Below are 17,904 nucleotides of genomic sequence, written 5' to 3' on the forward strand. Positions count from 1 at the left end.
ATTTTTCTTGGTGTCTAAGTCAGCGTACTAGCAGTGATTTATTTATGTTTTCCAGACAGCTGAGGATTGCCTGTCCTGAATCGTTAATGTCCCTGCCGATTCTTCCACTAGCAAGTTCTTCCATTTCTAGGCAACGTTCCAATAGAATCTGGTGATTCAACAGGTAAGCAGTGCCTTTTATTTTGTGGACAATGCGCTTGATTTCTACGAGATCGTGGGTTTCCAGCGCTCGGCGTAGCGCAGCACTTTCACCCTCGTTGCTCCTCGTAACCTGCTCGGCCATTTTTGCGCGGATATTACTCGTCCAGGATGGACCGCCGTGCGCGTTAGGCTGCTCGTGTCCAAACTTGGGAATCATCTGATTGAGCGCAGCGAGATCAGTAGGTTTCGCCAGCACGTGATCCATACCAGCAATTCGGCATGCTTGCTGGACTTCGCGCTGAGCATCCGCCGTCAGACCAATGATCAGACCGGGTTTAATGCCTCTGCCTTTCTCAATACGTCGAATCGACCGGGTCATTTCTAACCCATCCATTTCGGGCATGTTGCAATCAGTGATCACGATATCGACCTCATGCTCACTCCAGACTCCAAGTCCCTCCAGACCATTGTTAGCGGTTAGTGTGCGATGTCCTAGGTATTCAATTTGCTGAACGAGTAAATATTGACTCGGCAGGTGGTCTTCGACGATCAATACGGTGAGTATTTCATGAGCTTCTTGGGGCGCTTGTGCCTTCAGAGAAGGTAATACAGTAGCGTCAACGATCACCTTTTCAAGATTGATTGAAAAACTCATCTGGGTGCCGCTACCCAACTCGCTCTGGACCTGCAGGGTGCTTTGCATCAGCTTACAAAGTGCTTGGCTGATGGCCAGTCCTAGCCCGGCACCCGCATTAGGATCACTCACGGCGCCATCGGCCAGGTAAAATGGTTTGAATAGCTGATCCAGATGTATTGAATGGATACCCGCTCCGGTATCGCTGACACTGATACAAAAGCTCAATGTAGAGCTTCCAACTGCCTGTACCGAGCACTGGATACTAATTGTCCCGTACTCAGTGAACTTGATTGCGTTACTCAGCAAGTTTGAGACGATCTGTTTGATCTTGACGGCATCGGCCCAAACCTGTTCCTCCGCCAGTGCATCGATATTCAGTTTTATATGCAGCTGTTTCTGCCGTGCGAGTCCAGAGAACACATTGCTCACAGACTCCAGCAGATCCTTCATCCGCACCGGTTCAGGCGTCAGAACTAACTTGGCCGACTCTATGCGTGAGATATCAAGGATGTCGCCGATCAGGGCCAATAGGCTGATGGCCGATTCGTAGGCAATATGAATGGACTGCCGATTTAGCTCGGCGTCTACCTTGCGTGTCAGCACCAGCTCCAGCATGCCTATGATGGCATTGAGCGGAGTGCGAATCTCATGGCTCATCGTCGCGAGAAACACACTTTTGGCACGGCTGGCCCGATCCGCTGACTCTTTGGCAACCTGCAGTTCGTCCAGTAGCAACTGGCGCTGTTGTAAATCTAGCCGTTTACGACGGATACGACGACGCTGAGCTAGAATCAGGAGGCCAGCAACAACAAGCAAGACGCCGAGCACCTCAAAAGAACGCCAGACGTACGATGTTACCCCCTCCCAGTACTTGTCATCAGTCGCCGAGTTAGCGCGCCATCTACCAATAATCTGTAAGTTCTTGCGAGGCGTTATGTCAAGCATTGCCTTGTCGAGTATGGATATGAATAACATCTGATCCTTCGGTGCTGCAAACACGATTCCCACACCTGGACCGTTGAAGACACCTCCGATCCTCAGGCTACTTTCATATTTGTAGGATAGGTAGTAGCGGGCTACGTTGGCGGGCGCCAAGACCATATCGGCACTGCTTTCCCGTACCAGCTTGAAAGCCTCTCCCATCGTCTCGGTTTCTTTAAAAGCAACATTTGGATACTGGCGGCGCAACGATTTGGGATCGGCATAGCCTTTCGCAAACGCGACCACAGTTCGGCTTTTCGCATCAAGGTTGACTTGTGCTGCTTCTTGACGTTGTACAAAGAGATAGGGGGCTGTAGTCAGTGGCCTGGTATGAAGATACGGCAATGAAGTTGGTGATGTGGTCGGCAGTATGCTGAGAATCGCTTTGCCGTGATCAAGTAGCTCGTCAGCCTCGGTGATCGAGCTGACGCGATGAATATCGAAACGGATGCCTGCCTTGCGTCGAATGATGTCCAGAACGTCAGATGCGATGCCGTTGAACCGTCCTCGGCTATTGAAGAAGGCGTAAGGTGCCAGATCCTCACTGACAGCCAACGGCACCGTTGGAGACCGGTCGAGCCATTCACGTTCCGCGGCGCTGAGTCGATTACGAAACTCGCTCGGATTACAGTCCTCGGTATCGCCCCACAGGTATTGGGCATTGATGATTTGGCAGCGGTCCAGCCCCCCCAGCATTCGGTCAATAATGTCCTGCAATATTTTGTCATCCGGCCTCAGACCGAATCCGACTTTTACCTCAGGTAGCTTCGCACTTTGGTTAACGACAAGTTGACTGCTGAATAGCTGGCTGGACAAATAATGGCTGGAGAGTGTGTCACCCAGAAATACATCGTTCTCCCCGGTCAGCACCGATGCCATTGCCAGCAGGGCGGAGGGGTAATGTTGGAAGCGCCCCCGGCCTCCAATACTTTCAAACATGTCAAGAATTTTACTGTTGGAGAAGGCAATCCGGGTTTGTCCATCCTTGGTGCTGTATTCGTGTAAATCTCCGCCTTCGGAAAAAAGCGCTAGGTCTGTCAAAGCATAAGGAGAGCTAAGACTCAAACCCTGATTTTTGGCCATCAACGGGGTGACGTTGCTAACCATATCGATGGTTCCGTCACGCAGTGCAGCATACATGGCTTCGCGAGTTTGGAATGATTGCAGTCGAGTAGGAACGTGAAGCTCTCGCTGAAACGCCATCAGGTAGTCAGCCATCAAGCCTTCGAAGCGTTGGTCTTCCTCAAAGATTCGAAAGGGCGGCAGTGAATCCTCAAATACACCAACAACGAGCACTTTTTTCCGTGCAAGCCATTGCTGATCCGATTCGGAAAGATGGGCTACTAGCTCACTCAGTGATTGTCGTGCAACGGGTATCAATTCTTGGGCATATAAAAGCTTGCCGGAGCCACAGAGTAAAAGAAGCAATACTGACAGGATTTGAACGGGCTGCAGGTAGGCTTTCACGTGAGGCACCGCTATATCAAATTATGCCGGCGAGCAATGTCGGCCAGTTCGATCAGCGAGTTAGCACCCAACTTGCTTTGGATGTTGACCTTGTGCCCACTGACTGTCTTGGTGCTCAGGTTTAGGCGAGTAGCAATCTCAGCATTGGAAAAACCCTCAGCCAGCAACTTGAAGATCTGCAACTCCCTGTCGGTAAGACCTTCGACGTCGGTTGTCAGCTCGACGTTGCCAAGTAGAGGCATGGCATCTTTTGGAAAAAAAATGTATCCGTCTGCCACTGTCTCCATCGCTTTGACCAGCTTGCTGATAGGTTCGCTTTTGCTGACGAAACCACTGGCACCGGACTGCAGGCACCGCGATGCGTAGTTTTCCTTGGCCTGGGAGGTGTAGACCAGCACGCGGGTATCTAGCTTGTCTCGCCTGATGCGTTTTAGCACCGTCAGGCCGTCGACTTTTTCCAACCCTATGTCCAGGATCACTATGTCGGGCTTGAGCGACTCAATCATTCGCACGGCTTCAACGCCGTCGGCAGTTTCGCCTACGGCCTCAAAGCCGACCGGTTCGAGAGCTGAGCGAATGGCATGGCAGATCAGTGGATGATCATCAACGATCAGGATTTTTTTACTCATTCAGTCACCGAAATATGATGGCGTTTCACTCTGAGAATACGAGGAAGAGTCTTGGCTCACTTGGGTGATTTGCTCACCCCCTAATGCATTAGCCCACGTCCATTGACAACACGTTTCTCGCACTTCATCTGAAACCAGTGCTAATTCGTTAAACCAGTGTCGCAATGATATCTCTGGAGAACACGTCAGACATCCTTTCGTGTTGTTCGGGGTATTTTTCGAGGAAAAACCTCATGTTAAACAAGATTTTTCTTGTCTACCGCGCTCGCTCATTTGCATAGGCTGCTTGGAGTTATTCAGGAGCACAGTAATGCATCGTCAACAGGAACGAGTCGCCGTGATCGGCAAGCGCCCCGGCGGACTGCTGGAGTTCACGCGCTTGCTGAACGAGCTGGGACTTTTCGACATTTCACTTCGAAATACGGCAAATCAAATTGTGGAGTTGCTGGACAAAGGTCATCGGTTCAGTGCGCTTTTTTTTGACAACTTCGACATACACAAAGACGGCGAAAGCGTTAAGTCCATTGCGTGTTACAGAGCAATCGACCAGATCATCCTCACGGCAGACGTAAATTCTCAGGAGCGCCGCCAGCTCCTGGAGTGGGGTAAAAAGCGTTCAGTAGCGATGCTGCAAGTCATGCAGTTACCCATTCGTACCGAGGATTTGAAAAAGGTAATGAATCCGCCGCTTACGCGTTGAATCGCCCGTCCTACTGTAGAAACTTCAAAGGCTCAAGAAACGGCGATTAACGCTGCGAAACCGTCTGCTTTTGGCCGGAAGCCGCCATTCGATTTACGGCCAGGCTATCTTTCAACAATGAAACAAGCCCCGCATCGTTTCGAGCGATGCGGGGCTTGTTTCATGTACGTGGGATCTAAATGCCGTACCAATTTCTGTACCAATAACCGTGTTTTAGCACGAAATTCTGAGTTTTCCTCGGTGCTAAGCCCCTGATTTCATTACCCCTGAGAACCTACTCCCACCCCCTAAACATGGCGGTGTAATTCTGTTCCAGGGACATGAAACTACCTGTGGGGATTTTCGCAAAGGGCAAGGGTACGGTGGCGGACACGACCCTGCAAGTTCGGTGTAACGGGATTATTCGTCGCGGCCTTCCATCATGGTGCGTTTGAGCATCACATACACGGCGCCGGCACCGCCATGTTTCGCCTGGCACGAGCAGAAACCGAGCACTTGCGCGTGCTGGCGCAGCCAGGTGTTGACGTGGCTTTTGATCATCGGCCGCTTGCCGTCCAGACGCACAGCCTTGCCGTGGGTGACGCGCACGCAGCGGATTTCGAATTTGGTCGCTTCGGCCAGAAAGGCCCAAAGGGTTTCGCGGGCCTTTTCCACGCTCATGCCGTGCAGGTCGAGGCTGCCTTCGAACGGGATCTGCCCGATCTTGAGCTTGCGCATCTGGCTTTCCTGCACCCCGTCGCGAGCCCACATCAGCTCGTCTTCCGGGCCGACGTCAATCACGAACTGATCGGACAAGCCGTCAACGGTCGTGGTGTCGGTGCGCACGGTGGCAGACTGGCGCAGCTTGGCGATCCGGTCACGGTCAGCCTTGGGTTTGCCGGTGTCGGCGCGGTCGTGCTTGATCGGCTTGACGCCTTGGATCGCACTTTTGAACAGGGAAAAATCGTCGTCTTGCATGTCAGCCTCCGCGAAGGGCGGCCAGTTTACCCAAACAGACACAAAACGGCCCGGCAAAAAGCCAGGCCGTCGATTCAATCATGTTTTTTCATCAGGTGCGGGGACATGTTCAACTCCCGCGATTGCCGTGCGCGACGCCGGCACCGACGCCACAGGGCCACACCGAAATACAGGAACAGCAGGCCGACCGCGAGAATGATTGCCGAGCCGAGCGGTGTTGCATTCAGATCGCCGAGCGCCGGCGGGCGCCCCAGCAGGCTGGCGGCCCCGGCCATCGCCAGCAGCACGCCGAACGTGGCCAGAATGGCCGCGATCGCCGCGCCGAATCGAAATCGCCAGTTGCTTTGGCCTTTGGGCCGCAAGCGGCGTGCGTCAAATCCATCGGATAACTTCATTCCGACCTTCCTCAATGGGTATCGGCCCTTCGACCGGGAGTTGACCGGGTTGTTCCTGAGGCTAGGGTAATTGAAGCAAATGCGAGGTCTTTGCAGATGAGCGGCGGGCTGAGCCGCTCATTTTCGGTCGATCAGATCAGATCCTGGGTCAGCGCGAGGGTGGCGAAGTTGTCGGCCATGATTGCCATTTCCGCTTCCTGCACCTGTTCGGCGCTGAGCACGCGGCCCTTGAACGGCAGATCGCGGGTGGCGCAGGCGTCTTCGACGAGGGTGCAACGGAAACCCAGGTTTTTCGCCGCGCGCACGGTGGTGCTGACGCTGGAGTGGCTCATGAAGCCGCAGACGATCAGGTCCAGCGAGCCGATGGTTTGCAGACGATCGTAGAGTTCGGTGCCGTGAAAGGCGCTCGGCAGCAACTTGCCGATGATGGTTTCATCGCCCTGGGGTTCCAGGCCGGGGATGAACTCGCCGCGCTCGCCCTGCGGGTCGAACAGACCGCCGACAGTGCCGAGGTGACGCACGTGCACGATCGGCCGGCCGGCTGCACGGGCGGCGGCAACCAGTTGTTTGATGTTCGCAACCGCCGCGTCCATGCCGCTCAGGGCCAGCGGGCCGCTGAGGTACTCTTTCTGGGCATCGATGATGACCACGGTGGCATGGCTCAACGTGGCCGCTGCGTAACCGCGACCGCTGAGTTGAAACATCGTTTTTGGAACGGACATTCTGGGGCTCCTTCGGGTGGGGCTTTTGCGACATTGTCCTCTGGCTGAGCGGTTCTGTGAATCGCTACCATCGTAGGCACCGTCGTTGCTGGCCTGCAGCCTTGTCAAGTTACACGATCTGTTCAATAGCCGAGTGGAAAATCGGAAGCGTCCTACCGTCGCCCCGGAATCCTTCCTGCGTCGTCGTGGAGCGTTTTGGCTGCTAGAATCGCCAGTCGTTTTTTCTGGAGTTCTGCCCCGTGATCACTTCCCGACTTCGTACCCTGCGCGACCACATCCGTTGGGCCGTCAGCCGCTTCCATGGGGAGGATCTGTTTTTCGGCCATGGCACCGACAATGCCTGGGACGAAGCCCGACAGCTAGTGCTCGGTGCCTTGCACTTGCCATGGGAAATCGCCGACAGCTATCTCGATTGCGCGCTGGAAGACGATGAGCTGGTCAACCTTCAGCGCCTGCTCAAGCGCCGCATCGAAGAACGCATTCCGACCGCTTACCTGCTGGGCGAAGCCTGGTTCTGCGGCATGTCGTTCATCGTCGATGAACGCGTGCTGATCCCGCGTTCGCCGATTGGCGAGCTGATCGAAAACCGTTTTGCCCCATGGATCGGTGACGAACCCGCGCGCATTCTCGATCTGTGCACCGGCTCCGGTTGCATCGGTATCGCGTGCGCATACGAGTTCCAGAGCGCCGAAGTGGTGCTGGCGGATCTGTCATTCGAAGCGCTGGAAGTGGCGAACCAGAACATCGAGCGTCATGGCGTCGATGAGCGTGTGTTCACCGTGCAGGGCGATGGTTTCGATGGGCTTCCGGGTCAACGTTTCGACCTGATCGTGTCGAACCCGCCCTACGTCGATGCGGAAGATTTCGCCGACATGCCGGACGAATACCAGCACGAGCCGGAACTGGGCCTGGCCTGCGGCGACGATGGTTTGAACCTGGTGCGTCGGATGCTCGCCGAAGCGGCGGATCATCTGACCGAGAAGGGTTTGCTGATTGTCGAGGTGGGCAACAGCCAGGTACACGTCGAAGCGCTGTACCCGGAAGTCGATTTCGCCTGGCTGGAGTTCGAGCGCGGCGGGCATGGCGTGTTCATGCTGACTGCCGAACAGTGCCGCGAACATCAGGCGCTGTTCGCTTCCCGCGTCTGACCTGAAACGATCGTTCCCACCCCGGTGGGAACGATCATTGGCTTAGCGGTGCGTTGCAATCCAGATCAGCAGCCCGGCCTGAAACACCGCAAACGCCACCAGGCAGGTAATGGTGAAGCGCAATCCGGCGTCTTCGCGCTTGAACTTGCTGACCTTGTCTTCCTGCTTCTTCAGCTTCACTTCCTGCTCGGCCAGATTCTGCTCGGCCTGCTGCAGCATCTGTGCAGCTTCAAGAATTTCGACGATCTGCAGCTTTTCGCTGTTCCAGTCGCCCAGCAGGTCACCGACCTGGACTTCCTTGACGCTACCCTTCAAATGCTGGGCGTCGGCGTAAACCACGTCGAAGCCATGCACCCGCAGAAAGTGGTCGCGGCGCAGGCGGGTGTCTTCGTTCAGCGCGTCCTTGTTGTTCAAGTCCATGCCGTCGACGGTGTAGGTGGGCCAGCGCTTTTTCGCCCAATTGATGCCCTGGGCGGCCATGAAACGGCCGATGCCACGGTTCATCGGTTCGATCTGCAAACCGCTGTCCGGGCCGAAATGCACGCGTTTGGTCGCGTGGTCGACCCACACGTCCAGATGATTCTGTTCCTTGCGAACGCGCTGAGCGGGCAACTTGATCGCCATGCGCATCAGGCTGTGTTCTTTGCTGTTGCGTTCCGCGTAACCGAACTCAACGAAGCGCAGCGGCCGTCCGCCGGTGTTGCGGTCGGTCTGTAACGGCGCCAGGCGGAGCATCTTGTGGTGCTCGACGTGGACGTCCGCCCATGGCAGCTCGACCGCTGGCGGTGCGTCTTTTTCAGCGGTGGTGTCGGGTGAAGTCTGGGTATCAGTCATAACGGCGAGATCCTGTCCAAGCTGCTTGCCGCCAGCCGGTACGCTGGCGACAAAGGCTTATCGGCCGTTTTTCAAAGTCCTAGAGGGTCTGGGGGCGTTCTCAGCTAGTTTTTACGCGTGAAAACTAGCTGAGAACGCCCCCTAGCGCTTAACGGGTGCGAAGTCCGTCAATAAATTCAAGGACGCGGGTCCCCAGCTCCGCCGCCAGGGGCAAATTCGGGTCCTTGTAGGAAGCCAGTTGCCGCTTCACGTCGTTGGGCACGATGCGCAACACGTGGTTCATGCCTTCGATCAGCGCCAGTTGCGCGTCCGGTTTGGCGGCCTTGAGCAATTTCGCATCATCGACCTGAACTTGAATGTCGTTGCTGCCTTGCACGATCAGCGCCGGCATTTTCAGCCGGGCGAAGGCCGCTGCCGGATCCTGACGGAACAGCGAAATGAGGTACGGCTGCACGCTCGGACGGAAAATCACCTGCAACGGCGCCGGCACATTGTCGTCGGTGCGCCCGGCCTTGAGGCTGTCGAGCAGTTCATTGCTGCGCAGCATCAGCGCAGGAGGGAGGCTGCGGGCCAGTTGCCGGCGCAGCACCTGATCGATCGGTCGAGCCGTGCCGGAGAGCGAAATGACCGCCGCTGCGTCGACCTTTGGAGCAGCAAGGCTGGCAATCAGCGCGCCTTCGCTGTGGCCGAGCAGGATCAACGGGCCGAAGCGCGGATCGGCTTTCAGCTTCTGTCCCCAGGCCACGGCGTCCGCCACATAGGCTTCCACCGACAGGTTTCGCTCATCCGGGGTCGCCGCCAGGCTGGCAGCCACGCCGCGCTTGTCGAAACGCACACTGGCGACGTTGTGTCTGGCCAGCACCCAGGCCAATCGCTTGAGGCTGTCATTGCGCCCGCCATCGGGGTTGTTTCCGTCACGATCCGTAGGACCCGAGCCAGAAAGGATCAGGACAACCGGCACGGGGTTGTCGGATTTCGGCAGCAACAGCGAGCCGAAAAGTTTGCCGTTGTCGGTAGTCAACGTGACCGGACGTTGCAGGACAGTCGCCTGGACGAAGCCGGTAAACAGGGAAAGACTCAAGATCAAAACTCGCAGCATCATCACGCCATCATTTGCCAAGGTGCCGGTTGGACTCACCCGCACCGCTAAGGTTCGAGGATGAACTACTCGGTTAGCCTGCGTATACTGGCGCGCATCACGAATTTGGGTTCGATTTCACGGAGCGTCCTGCATGTCCGGCAATACCTACGGCAAGCTGTTCACTGTCACCACCGCGGGCGAAAGCCATGGTCCGGCGTTGGTCGCCATTGTCGACGGCTGCCCGCCGGGCCTGGAGATTTCCCTTGAAGACCTGCAGCGCGACCTCGACCGTCGCAAGCCGGGCACCAGCCGCCACACCACCCAGCGCCAGGAAGCCGACGAAGTCGAAATCCTTTCTGGCGTGTTTGAAGGTCGCACCACCGGCTGCTCCATCGGCCTGCTGATCCGCAACACCGACCAGAAATCCAAGGACTACTCGGCGATCAAGGACCTGTTCCGCCCGGCCCACGCCGACTACACCTACCACCACAAATACGGCGAGCGCGATTATCGCGGCGGCGGTCGCAGCTCCGCGCGGGAAACCGCCATGCGCGTCGCCGCTGGCGCCATCGCCAAGAAGTACCTGGCCAGCCAGGGCATCGTCATTCGCGGCTACATGAGCCAGCTGGGCCCGATCGAAATCCCGTTCAAGACCTGGGAATCGGTCGAGCAGAATGCATTCTTCAGCCCGGATCCGGACAAAGTGCCGGAGCTGGAAGCCTACATGGACCAGTTGCGCCGCGATCAGGACTCCGTCGGGGCGAAGATCACCGTGGTTGCCGAAGGCGTGATGCCGGGCTTGGGCGAGCCGATCTTCGACCGCCTCGACGCCGAACTGGCCCACGCGCTGATGAGCATCAACGCGGTCAAAGGCGTGGAAATCGGCGCCGGTTTCGCCTGCGTCGCCCAACGCGGCACTGAGCACCGTGACGAACTGACCCCGCAAGGTTTCCTCAGCAACAACGCCGGCGGCATCCTCGGCGGGATCTCTTCGGGTCAGCCGATCGTCGCGCACCTGGCCTTGAAGCCGACCTCGAGCATCACCACTCCGGGCCGTTCGATTGACATCGATGGAAACCCGGTCGAAGTGATTACCAAAGGCCGCCACGATCCGTGCGTCGGCATCCGCGCCACGCCGATTGCCGAGGCGATGATGGCCATCGTGTTGATGGATCACCTGTTGCGTCACCGTGGCCAGAACGCCGACGTGCGTGTAAGCACTCCGGTGCTGGGTCAGCTTTGATGGGTGATCTCAAAGCCGCCGCGGTCTGACCGTGGCGGCGCTCCCGTACTGGCGGCTGTCCAGTTTCTATCTGTTCTATTTCGCCTTGCTTGGCTCGACGGCGCCGTTTCTGGCGCTGTACTTCGATCACCTCGGATTCAGCGCCGCGCGCATCGGCGAGCTGGTGGCGATCCCGATGCTGATGCGCTGCGTGGCGCCGAACATCTGGGGCTGGCTTGGCGATTACACCGGCAGACGCCTGGCGATCGTGCGCTTTGGCGCGGTGTGTACGCTGCTGACCTTCTCACTGATCTTCGTCAGCAAGACCTACGCCTGGCTGGCGATGGTCATGGCCTTGCACGCTTTCTTCTGGCACGCGGTGCTGCCGCAGTTCGAAGTCATCACCTTGGCGCATTTACAGGGCCAGACCGCCCGCTACAGTCAGATTCGCCTGTGGGGCTCGATCGGTTTCATCATCACCGTGGTCGCCCTCGGGCGCCTGTTCGAATGGCTCAGCCTCGACATTTACCCGGCGGCGCTGGTGTTGATCATGGCCGGCATCGTGCTCAGCAGTTTGTGGGTGCCGAACGCTCAGCCGCCTCAGGGTAACCGGCCGACGGGCGAAGGCTTTCTCAAACAGTTGCGCAATCCCGGCGTGTTGGCGTTCTACGGTTGCGTGGCGCTGATGCAGATGAGTCACGGGCCGTATTACACGTTTCTGACCTTGCACCTCGAACGACTGGGTTACAGCCGTGGCGTGATCGGCATGCTCTGGGCGGTCGGCGTGGTGGCGGAAGTGCTGATGTTCATGGCCATGAGCCGGATCCTCGCGCGTTTTTCCCTGCGGCGGGTGCTGATGGCGAGTTTTCTGCTGGCGGCGCTGCGCTGGTTGCTGCTAGGTTCGTTCGCCGAATTCCTGTGGATCCTGTTGTTTGCCCAGGTGCTGCACGCGGCGACGTTCGGAAGCTTTCATGCGGCTGCCATCGCGGTCGTGGAACGTAGCTTCGGCGCGCGCCAGCAAGGGCAGGGCCAGGCGTTGTACGCAGCGCTGGCCGGCACGGGCGGTGCGCTCGGCGCGTTGTATTCCGGCTACAGCTGGAATGCCCTCGGCGCGACATTGACCTTTAGTATTGCCAGTCTCGCAGCGCTCGCCGCTGCCGTTATCATTGCCATTCGAATGCAAGAGGACAGGCCATGAGCCTTACCCGTGAACAGCTCGCCCAGCAAATTGTCGACGCCGGGCGTTTTCTTTATGGTCGCGGCTGGTCGCCGGCCACCAGCAGCAATTACTCGACGCGCCTGTCACCGAGCGAAGCGCTGCTGACCGTGTCCGGCAAGCACAAGGGCCAGTTGGGTCTGGACGATGTGCTCGCTACCGACCTGTCCGGCAACAGCCTGGAACCGGGCAAAAAACCGTCCGCCGAAACCCTGCTACACACCCAGCTCTATAGCTGGCGTCCGCAAATCGGCGCCGTGTTGCACACCCATTCGGTGAACGCCACGGTGCTGTCGCGCCTGACGCCGGAAGACTTTATCGAGTTCGAAGACTACGAACTGCAAAAGGCCTTCAGCGGCATCTCCACCCACGAATCCCGGGTGCGCGTGCCGATCTTCGACAACGATCAGGACATTGCGCGCCTTGCCGCCAAGGTGCAGCCTTGGCTCGACGCCCATCCCGATTGCGTCGGTTATCTGATTCGTGGCCACGGCCTCTACACCTGGGGCGCGCAGATGAGCGACGCGTTGCGCCAGATCGAAGCCTTTGAATTCCTGTTTGAATGCGAGTTGAAGACCCGCAGCGTCATGAACCGCCAAGGCTGACTTCACCAGAACCAGCCCATTTGCCTGATGAATGCAGTGCCCGACCGGTCTGAAAGAACCGGACGGCAAGGCCGATACCGAGGAGTGCCCCATGAGCAGCCTGTCCGTCTATCACGTTTCCAGCCCCGAAATTCCGAACAAGGTGCTGACCCATTTCGAAGACATCGCCTCGACCCTGGCCGAGCAGGGCGTACGCTTCGACCGCTGGCAGGCCGCCGCGAAAATCCAGCCCGGCGCCAGCCAGGAAGAGGTGATCAGTGCCTATAAAGAGCAGATCGACAAACTGATGACCGAGCGCGGCTACATCACGGTGGATGTGATCAGCCTCAACAGCGACCATCCACAAAAAGCCGAATTGCGCGCCAAGTTCCTCGAAGAACATCGCCATGGCGAAGACGAAGTGCGTTTCTTCGTCGCCGGTCGTGGCCTGTTTACCCTGCACATCGACGATTACGTCTACGCCGTGCTGTGCGAGAAGAACGACCTGATTTCGGTGCCGGCCGGTACCAAGCATTGGTTCGATATGGGCGAGAACCCGCATTTCGTGGCGATCCGCCTGTTCAACAACCCTGAAGGCTGGGTTGCCAACTTCACCGGCGAAGACATTGCCGGCCGCTTCCCGCGTCTGGAGGACTGAGCCGATGTCGATCAAGGTCATTCTCACCGACATCGAAGGCACCACCAGCGCGGTGAGTTTTGTGTTCGACGTGCTGTTCCCGTACGCAGCGAAACATCTGCCGGACTTCGTTCGCCAGAATGCCCAGCGCGCTGACGTCGCCGAGCAACTGGACGCGGTGCGCCGCGACAGCAACGAACCGCACGCCGACGTTGAGCGGGTCGTGGAAATTCTGCTGGCGTGGATCGCCGAAGACCGCAAAGCCACGCCGCTGAAAGCGTTGCAGGGCATGGTCTGGGAACAGGGTTATCAGGCCGGGCAGTTGAAGGGGCATGTTTACCCGGACGCCGTCGAAGCGCTCCAGCGCTGGCATCAGGCCGGATATCAACTGTTTGTTTATTCGTCCGGTTCGATCCAGGCGCAGAAGCTGATTTTCGGCTGCTCGCAAGCCGGGGATCTGACGCCGCTGTTCAGCGGCTACTTCGACACCACGTCGGGCCCGAAGCGCGAAGCGCAGTCATACAGCAATATCCAACAGGCCATCGGAGTGGAGCCGAAAGAAATTCTGTTCCTGTCCGACATCGTCCAGGAACTCGACGCCGCCAGGGCCGCCGGTTTGCAAACTTGCGGGCTGGCCCGTGAGGGCGGGGAGCTGGAAGGGCATGTGACCGTCGACAGCTTTACCGGGATCGAACCGGAAGCCTTCTGAGTTCACACAATCGACGCGTAAAAAAAACAGGCCTTGAAGCGAAAGCTTCACGGCCTGTTTTTTTACGGTGTTCGAATTACATCGAGTGATAGGTCGGCAGGGCAAAACGCTGCTGACTTTGCAGCATGCCGATTTGCGGCAGCTCGCTGGCTTGTTCCGCGAGATCACGGCGGATCGCGCTGATCGCCCACGATAATTGGTCGGCGGCGTGCAATTGCTGATAGGAGAGCACGCGTTTGAACACTTTGCCGTCGGCACTCTTCAGGGTCAGCAAAATCCCGCCATCAGGACGTGGCGCAGTGGTGACGGCGAAGTTGGAGAACAGGGAAGTAAATTTTTCTTGGATCAGGTTCATGTCTTTCGCTCCGTATGCACTTGAATGGCAAGCATGCGTAGGGAGTTGCAGCGATTGTGCCAGTATTTTCGTTTTTAAAAATCCTTATAAATCAACAAGATATAAAATTCATTGATTTCTCCTGTCGTGCAATCTGCATGAATGGCCATCGTGCATCCTGCATTTTGCGGGATCGTTGTCGATCTGATGGAACCATTCCGGACTGCCGCAATCGCGCTTCGTCTTGTAGCGCTGGCGGATACAAAACATTGCAAAAACCGCGTGTACAGCCCGCGAATCCCTGACGTATTTTCGGCCTCGACCCTCGCTCGAGAAGCGCCGGTTGCCTCACCCGATTGCCCGACAATAAAAATCCGGCCTGCACGTCAAGGTCGAACGGGAGCTGCCATGCGCCACGCGCCGAGCGACACGATTACCTGGGGCATGATGCTCCGCAAACTGCCGACGATTGCCAGAGCCATCCCGCGGGTGGTGAAAGGCATGAAGGTGGCCAACGTCAAGGATCCGACCCAAACCTGTGGCCTGGGCTGGACATTCGAGCAAGCGACCCTGCGTAACCCCGATGGCCCTGCGCTGCTCTCGGGCGAGGTGGTGCTGAGTTATTCACAGGTCAACCAGTGGGCCAACCGCATCGCCCACTATCTGATCGGGCAGGGCATAGGCAAGGGCGATGTGGTGGCGGTGTTCATCGAGAACCGCCCGGAACTGCTGGTGACGATTCTGGCGCTGGCCAAGGTCGGCGCCGTCAGCGCGCTGCTCAATACCTCGCAGACCCGCGATACGCTGATTCACAGCATCAATCTGGTGACGCCGGCGGCGATCGTCGTCGGCGAGGAACTGCTGCCGGCATTTGCGGCGGTACGCGAGCAAGTGTCGATCCCTGCAATGCGCATCTGGTTCGTCGCCGATCAGGATACCTTCAGCCATCCGGGCATCGCGCCCGAGGGCTATATCAACCTGATCAGCGCCAGTGCCGACGCCTCGGGCGACAACCCGGCCAGCAGCCGGCAGATTTTTTTCGACGACCCCTGTTTCTATATCTACACCTCCGGCACCACCGGTTTGCCGAAAGCCGGCGTGTTCAAGCACGGGCGCTGGATGCGCAGTTCGGCGAGCTTCGGCATGATCGCCCTCGACATGCGCCCGGACGACATCGTCTACTGCACCCTGCCGCTGTACCACGCCACCGGGCTTTGCGTGTGCTGGGGCTCGGCGGTCAACGGCGCGTCCGGCTTCGCCATTCGCCGCAAGTTCAGCGCCCGGCAATTCTGGAGCGATGTGCGCCGCTACCGCGCCACCACCATCGGTTACGTCGGCGAGTTGTGCCGGTATCTGGTGGATCAGCCGCTCAGCGCCGACGACAGCCGTCACGACGTGCGCAAGATGATTGGCAATGGTCTGCGGCCCGGCGCGTGGGCCGAGTTCAAGACCCGTTTCGGGGTGCAACACATTTGCGAGCTTTACGCCGCCAGCGACGGCAATATCGGCTTCACCAACATCCTCAACTTCGACAACACCATCGGTTTCTCGCTGATGGCCTGGGAGCTGGTCGCCTACGATCAGGACAGCGGCGAGCCGATTCGTGGCGCTGACGGGTTCATGTGCAAGGTCGACCGGGGCGAGCGGGGCCTGCTGCTGGCGCGAATCGACGACAAGGCGCCGCTGGACGGTTACACCGATCCGCAGAAAACCGCCAAGGTCGTGCTGCAGGACGTATTCACCAAGGGCGATCGCTTTTTTAACACTGGCGATCTGCTGCGCAACATCGGTTTCGGTCATGCGCAGTTTGTCGACCGCCTCGGCGACACCTACCGCTGGAAGGGCGAGAACGTCTCGACCACCGAGGTTGAAAATCTGCTGCTCCAGCACCCGCACATTTCCGAAGCCGTGGCCTATGGCGTGGAAATCCCCAACACCAATGGCCGCGCCGGGATGGCGGCTATCACCCCGGCCGAGTCGCTGGCAACCCTGGATTTCGCCGAATTGCTGGCCTTCGCCCGCCAACGGATGCCGGCCTACGCGGTGCCGCTGTTCTTGCGGGTCAAGGTGAAAATGGAAACCACCGGCACCTTCAAATACCAGAAGACGCGCTTGAAAAACGAAGGCTTCGATCCTGGCCTGACGGGGGATGACCCGATCTATGCCTGGTTGCCGGGGACCGAAACCTACGTGCAGTTGACGGATGAAATTCTCGCGGATATCCGGGCAGGCAAGTACCGCTATTGATATTGGCTATCGGAGGTCTTGGAAAAAAGGGGATGACAGCTATCGCCGCGCTCGGGAAACTATCGGCTTTCCGATTGACCGAAAGTGGAGTTGCCCAATGTCCGACCAAAGCCGCCAGATGACCCCCGAAGAAGCTGCCGAATTCACCGAACAGGTATTCAATAAGGCGCGCGAGGGCGATGCGGTGATGCTGGATCGCCTGATCACTGCGGGCCTACCGGTGAACCTGACCAACAGCAAGGGCGACACCCTGCTGATGCTCGCCAGTTACTACGGTCACGTGGACGCGGTGCAAGTGCTGCTCAAGCACAAGGCCGACCCGGAACAACGCAACGGCAACGGCCAGAGCCCGATTGCCGGCGCGGCGTTCAAGGGTGATCTGGCGGTGGTCAAGGCATTGGTCGCCGGTGGGGCGCAGATCGAAGGCGCTTCCTTTGACGGACGCACGGCGCTGATGATGGCGGCGATGTTCAACCGGGTTGAAATCGTCGACTACTTGATCGACCAGGGCGCGGACCCGAAAGCCAAGGATGCCAACGGCATCACCGCGCTGGACGCTGCCCGCACCATGGGCGCTGTGGACACCACCGCGCAGCTGGAAAAACTGCTGGGCTGAAGTCGCTGGCCGGAACCCGCTCTGTGGCGAAGGCGAGAATGCGCTATCCTTCGCGCCCTCAAAATTCCCTTCGCCACAGGATCCGCCCCCATGAAAGCCGCACTCGCCGAACTCATCAGCAAAATCAGCTCCGGCTGCATGGGCGAAGACGAGATCCTGAAGGTCGCTGACGAAGCGGCACAGGCCTACGCCGATGCCGACGCCTTTCTGACCGCCAACCCGGACATCAACTACGACGACACTTTCCCGATTCCGCTGGGCGAGTGGGTCGTGGTCGGCAGTCTGCCGGAGACCGTGCTGTTCCAGGCCGACACCTACGTTGACCTGTTCGCGCAGATCATTGCCTCGTTCGGGCCAGGCGTCGAGTTCAACCTCAAGCCCAAGCAACTGGCCAAGACCGAAGCGCTGACCGCGCTCAACCGCATCCAGGTGCAGATGAGCAGCCTGAACAAGGAAAACGGCGGTTACACGCTGATGAACTTCAGCCAGTTGCTCGACGACGAGCTGCAAGTGGTGCTGGTCTACGGCAACGACGTGCCACGGGTAATGGAACTGTGCGCCGAAGTCGGCATTGCTGCCGCGCCGTCGCTGGAGGCCCTGAAGGTCGCCGTTCACGTCTGAACGCAATAAAAGGGAACCCTGTGCGC

Annotated in this window: 18 protein-coding genes; 10 read left to right on the forward strand and 8 right to left on the reverse strand. The window is 58.2% G+C overall.

The features are described from left to right. Positions 1-19: 19 nt before the first annotated feature. Together I5961_RS08985 and I5961_RS08990 are read right to left on the reverse strand one after the other, a co-directional pair. A complete protein-coding gene (locus I5961_RS08985) occupies positions 20-3,226 on the reverse strand; it encodes an ATP-binding protein (protein ID WP_227234988.1) in 3,207 nt (1,068 codons plus the stop codon). An 11-nt stretch (positions 3,227-3,237) separates the two neighbouring features. Beyond that, entirely contained in the window at positions 3,238-3,855 is a 618-nt protein-coding gene (locus I5961_RS08990; RefSeq protein ID WP_085700734.1) for a response regulator, read from the reverse strand. 310 nt (positions 3,856-4,165) lie between these two features. On the opposite strand from I5961_RS08990, the gene I5961_RS08995 reads away from it, so the two are divergent. Continuing rightward, complete coding sequence (locus tag I5961_RS08995; RefSeq protein WP_085700733.1) at positions 4,166-4,555, forward strand: hypothetical protein; 390 nt, start codon at positions 4,166-4,168, stop codon at positions 4,553-4,555. 399 nt (positions 4,556-4,954) lie between these two features. On the opposite strand, the gene I5961_RS09000 is transcribed toward I5961_RS08995, so the two are convergent. The 3 genes from I5961_RS09000 to I5961_RS09010 all read right to left on the reverse strand — a co-directional run bounded on the left by I5961_RS09000 (position 4,955) and on the right by I5961_RS09010 (position 6,629). After that, positions 4,955-5,512, reverse strand: coding sequence for a Smr/MutS family protein (locus I5961_RS09000; RefSeq protein WP_039769915.1), 558 nt, complete (start codon positions 5,510-5,512; stop codon positions 4,955-4,957). A gap of 74 nt (positions 5,513-5,586) precedes the next feature. Continuing rightward, positions 5,587-5,907: a hypothetical protein gene (locus I5961_RS09005; protein WP_007960009.1), complete on the reverse strand. Its 321-nt coding sequence runs from the start codon at positions 5,905-5,907 to the stop codon at positions 5,587-5,589. 131 nt (positions 5,908-6,038) lie between these two features. Next, entirely contained in the window at positions 6,039-6,629 is a 591-nt protein-coding gene (locus I5961_RS09010) for a cysteine hydrolase family protein (RefSeq protein WP_011333204.1), read from the reverse strand. Positions 6,630-6,868: 239 nt separating this feature from the next. Between I5961_RS09010 and prmB the strand changes: the two genes are divergently transcribed. Then, positions 6,869-7,777: a 50S ribosomal protein L3 N(5)-glutamine methyltransferase gene (prmB, locus tag I5961_RS09015; protein ID WP_227234989.1), complete on the forward strand. Its 909-nt coding sequence runs from the start codon at positions 6,869-6,871 to the stop codon at positions 7,775-7,777. Between the two features lie 42 nt (positions 7,778-7,819). On the opposite strand, the gene I5961_RS09020 is transcribed toward prmB, so the two are convergent. Both I5961_RS09020 and I5961_RS09025 read right to left on the reverse strand, forming a co-directional pair. After that, positions 7,820-8,611, reverse strand: coding sequence for a hypothetical protein (locus tag I5961_RS09020; RefSeq protein ID WP_085701179.1), 792 nt, complete (start codon positions 8,609-8,611; stop codon positions 7,820-7,822). Between the two features lie 148 nt (positions 8,612-8,759). Continuing rightward, complete coding sequence (locus I5961_RS09025) at positions 8,760-9,713, reverse strand: alpha/beta hydrolase (RefSeq protein WP_227234991.1); 954 nt, start codon at positions 9,711-9,713, stop codon at positions 8,760-8,762. Positions 9,714-9,843: 130 nt separating this feature from the next. Here I5961_RS09025 and aroC point away from each other — a divergent pair, with 130 nt between their 5' ends. From aroC to mtnC, 5 genes are all read left to right on the forward strand, one after another. Continuing rightward, a complete protein-coding gene (aroC, locus tag I5961_RS09030) occupies positions 9,844-10,935 on the forward strand; it encodes a chorismate synthase (RefSeq protein ID WP_227234993.1) in 1,092 nt (363 codons plus the stop codon). A gap of 31 nt (positions 10,936-10,966) precedes the next feature. Continuing rightward, positions 10,967-12,112: an MFS transporter gene (locus tag I5961_RS09035; RefSeq protein ID WP_227234995.1), complete on the forward strand. Its 1,146-nt coding sequence runs from the start codon at positions 10,967-10,969 to the stop codon at positions 12,110-12,112. Further along, positions 12,109-12,735: a methylthioribulose 1-phosphate dehydratase gene (locus I5961_RS09040; RefSeq protein WP_227234996.1), complete on the forward strand. Its 627-nt coding sequence runs from the start codon at positions 12,109-12,111 to the stop codon at positions 12,733-12,735. The genes I5961_RS09035 and I5961_RS09040 overlap by 4 nt, the downstream gene beginning before the upstream one ends. A 91-nt stretch (positions 12,736-12,826) precedes the next feature. Beyond that, entirely contained in the window at positions 12,827-13,372 is a 546-nt protein-coding gene (locus tag I5961_RS09045) for a 1,2-dihydroxy-3-keto-5-methylthiopentene dioxygenase (RefSeq protein ID WP_227234997.1), read from the forward strand. Positions 13,373-13,376: 4 nt separating this feature from the next. Next, a complete protein-coding gene (gene mtnC / locus I5961_RS09050) occupies positions 13,377-14,060 on the forward strand; it encodes an acireductone synthase (protein WP_085701184.1) in 684 nt (227 codons plus the stop codon). 76 nt (positions 14,061-14,136) lie between these two features. On the opposite strand, the gene I5961_RS09055 is transcribed toward mtnC, so the two are convergent. Further along, positions 14,137-14,415 carry a DUF3509 domain-containing protein gene (locus I5961_RS09055; RefSeq protein WP_085701185.1) on the reverse strand — a complete coding sequence of 93 codons (279 nt, stop codon included), beginning with the start codon at positions 14,413-14,415 and terminating at the stop codon, positions 14,137-14,139. A gap of 387 nt (positions 14,416-14,802) precedes the next feature. On the opposite strand from I5961_RS09055, the gene I5961_RS09060 reads away from it, so the two are divergent. The 3 genes from I5961_RS09060 (at position 14,803) to I5961_RS09070 (ending at position 17,878) form a co-directional block, all read left to right on the forward strand. After that, on the forward strand, positions 14,803-16,641 hold the full coding sequence (locus I5961_RS09060; protein ID WP_227234999.1) for a long-chain-acyl-CoA synthetase: 1,839 nt from the start codon (positions 14,803-14,805) through the stop codon (positions 16,639-16,641). A 97-nt stretch (positions 16,642-16,738) separates the two neighbouring features. Continuing rightward, complete coding sequence (locus tag I5961_RS09065) at positions 16,739-17,257, forward strand: ankyrin repeat domain-containing protein (RefSeq protein ID WP_085705301.1); 519 nt, start codon at positions 16,739-16,741, stop codon at positions 17,255-17,257. A gap of 90 nt (positions 17,258-17,347) precedes the next feature. Continuing rightward, positions 17,348-17,878, forward strand: coding sequence for a hypothetical protein (locus I5961_RS09070; protein ID WP_085701188.1), 531 nt, complete (start codon positions 17,348-17,350; stop codon positions 17,876-17,878). The last annotated feature ends 26 nt before the right edge of the window (positions 17,879-17,904 follow it).

Source organism: Pseudomonas sp. IAC-BECa141 (genome assembly GCF_020544405.1).
Lineage (GTDB): Bacteria > Pseudomonadota > Gammaproteobacteria > Pseudomonadales > Pseudomonadaceae > Aquipseudomonas.

Bases quoted from the DNA above. Each gene is read 5' to 3' on its own strand.
- aroC (WP_227234993.1), top strand. From the start codon at position 9,844: ATGTCCGGCAATACCTACGGCAAGCTGTTCACTGTCACCACCGCGGGC.
- I5961_RS09065 (WP_085705301.1), top strand. From the start codon at position 16,739: ATGTCCGACCAAAGCCGCCAGATGACCCCCGAAGAAGCTGCCGAATTC.
- I5961_RS09010 (WP_011333204.1), bottom strand. From the start codon at position 6,629: ATGTCCGTTCCAAAAACGATGTTTCAACTCAGCGGTCGCGGTTACGCA.
- I5961_RS08995 (WP_085700733.1), top strand. From the start codon at position 4,166: ATGCATCGTCAACAGGAACGAGTCGCCGTGATCGGCAAGCGCCCCGGC.
- I5961_RS09025 (WP_227234991.1), bottom strand. From the start codon at position 9,713: ATGATGCTGCGAGTTTTGATCTTGAGTCTTTCCCTGTTTACCGGCTTC.
- I5961_RS09020 (WP_085701179.1), bottom strand. From the start codon at position 8,611: ATGACTGATACCCAGACTTCACCCGACACCACCGCTGAAAAAGACGCA.
- I5961_RS09070 (WP_085701188.1), top strand. From the start codon at position 17,348: ATGAAAGCCGCACTCGCCGAACTCATCAGCAAAATCAGCTCCGGCTGC.
- I5961_RS09060 (WP_227234999.1), top strand. From the start codon at position 14,803: ATGCGCCACGCGCCGAGCGACACGATTACCTGGGGCATGATGCTCCGC.
- I5961_RS09040 (WP_227234996.1), top strand. From the start codon at position 12,109: ATGAGCCTTACCCGTGAACAGCTCGCCCAGCAAATTGTCGACGCCGGG.
- mtnC (WP_085701184.1), top strand. From the start codon at position 13,377: ATGTCGATCAAGGTCATTCTCACCGACATCGAAGGCACCACCAGCGCG.
- I5961_RS09045 (WP_227234997.1), top strand. From the start codon at position 12,827: ATGAGCAGCCTGTCCGTCTATCACGTTTCCAGCCCCGAAATTCCGAAC.
- I5961_RS08990 (WP_085700734.1), bottom strand. From the start codon at position 3,855: ATGAGTAAAAAAATCCTGATCGTTGATGATCATCCACTGATCTGCCAT.
- I5961_RS09055 (WP_085701185.1), bottom strand. From the start codon at position 14,415: ATGAACCTGATCCAAGAAAAATTTACTTCCCTGTTCTCCAACTTCGCC.
- I5961_RS09000 (WP_039769915.1), bottom strand. From the start codon at position 5,512: ATGCAAGACGACGATTTTTCCCTGTTCAAAAGTGCGATCCAAGGCGTC.
- I5961_RS09005 (WP_007960009.1), bottom strand. From the start codon at position 5,907: ATGAAGTTATCCGATGGATTTGACGCACGCCGCTTGCGGCCCAAAGGC.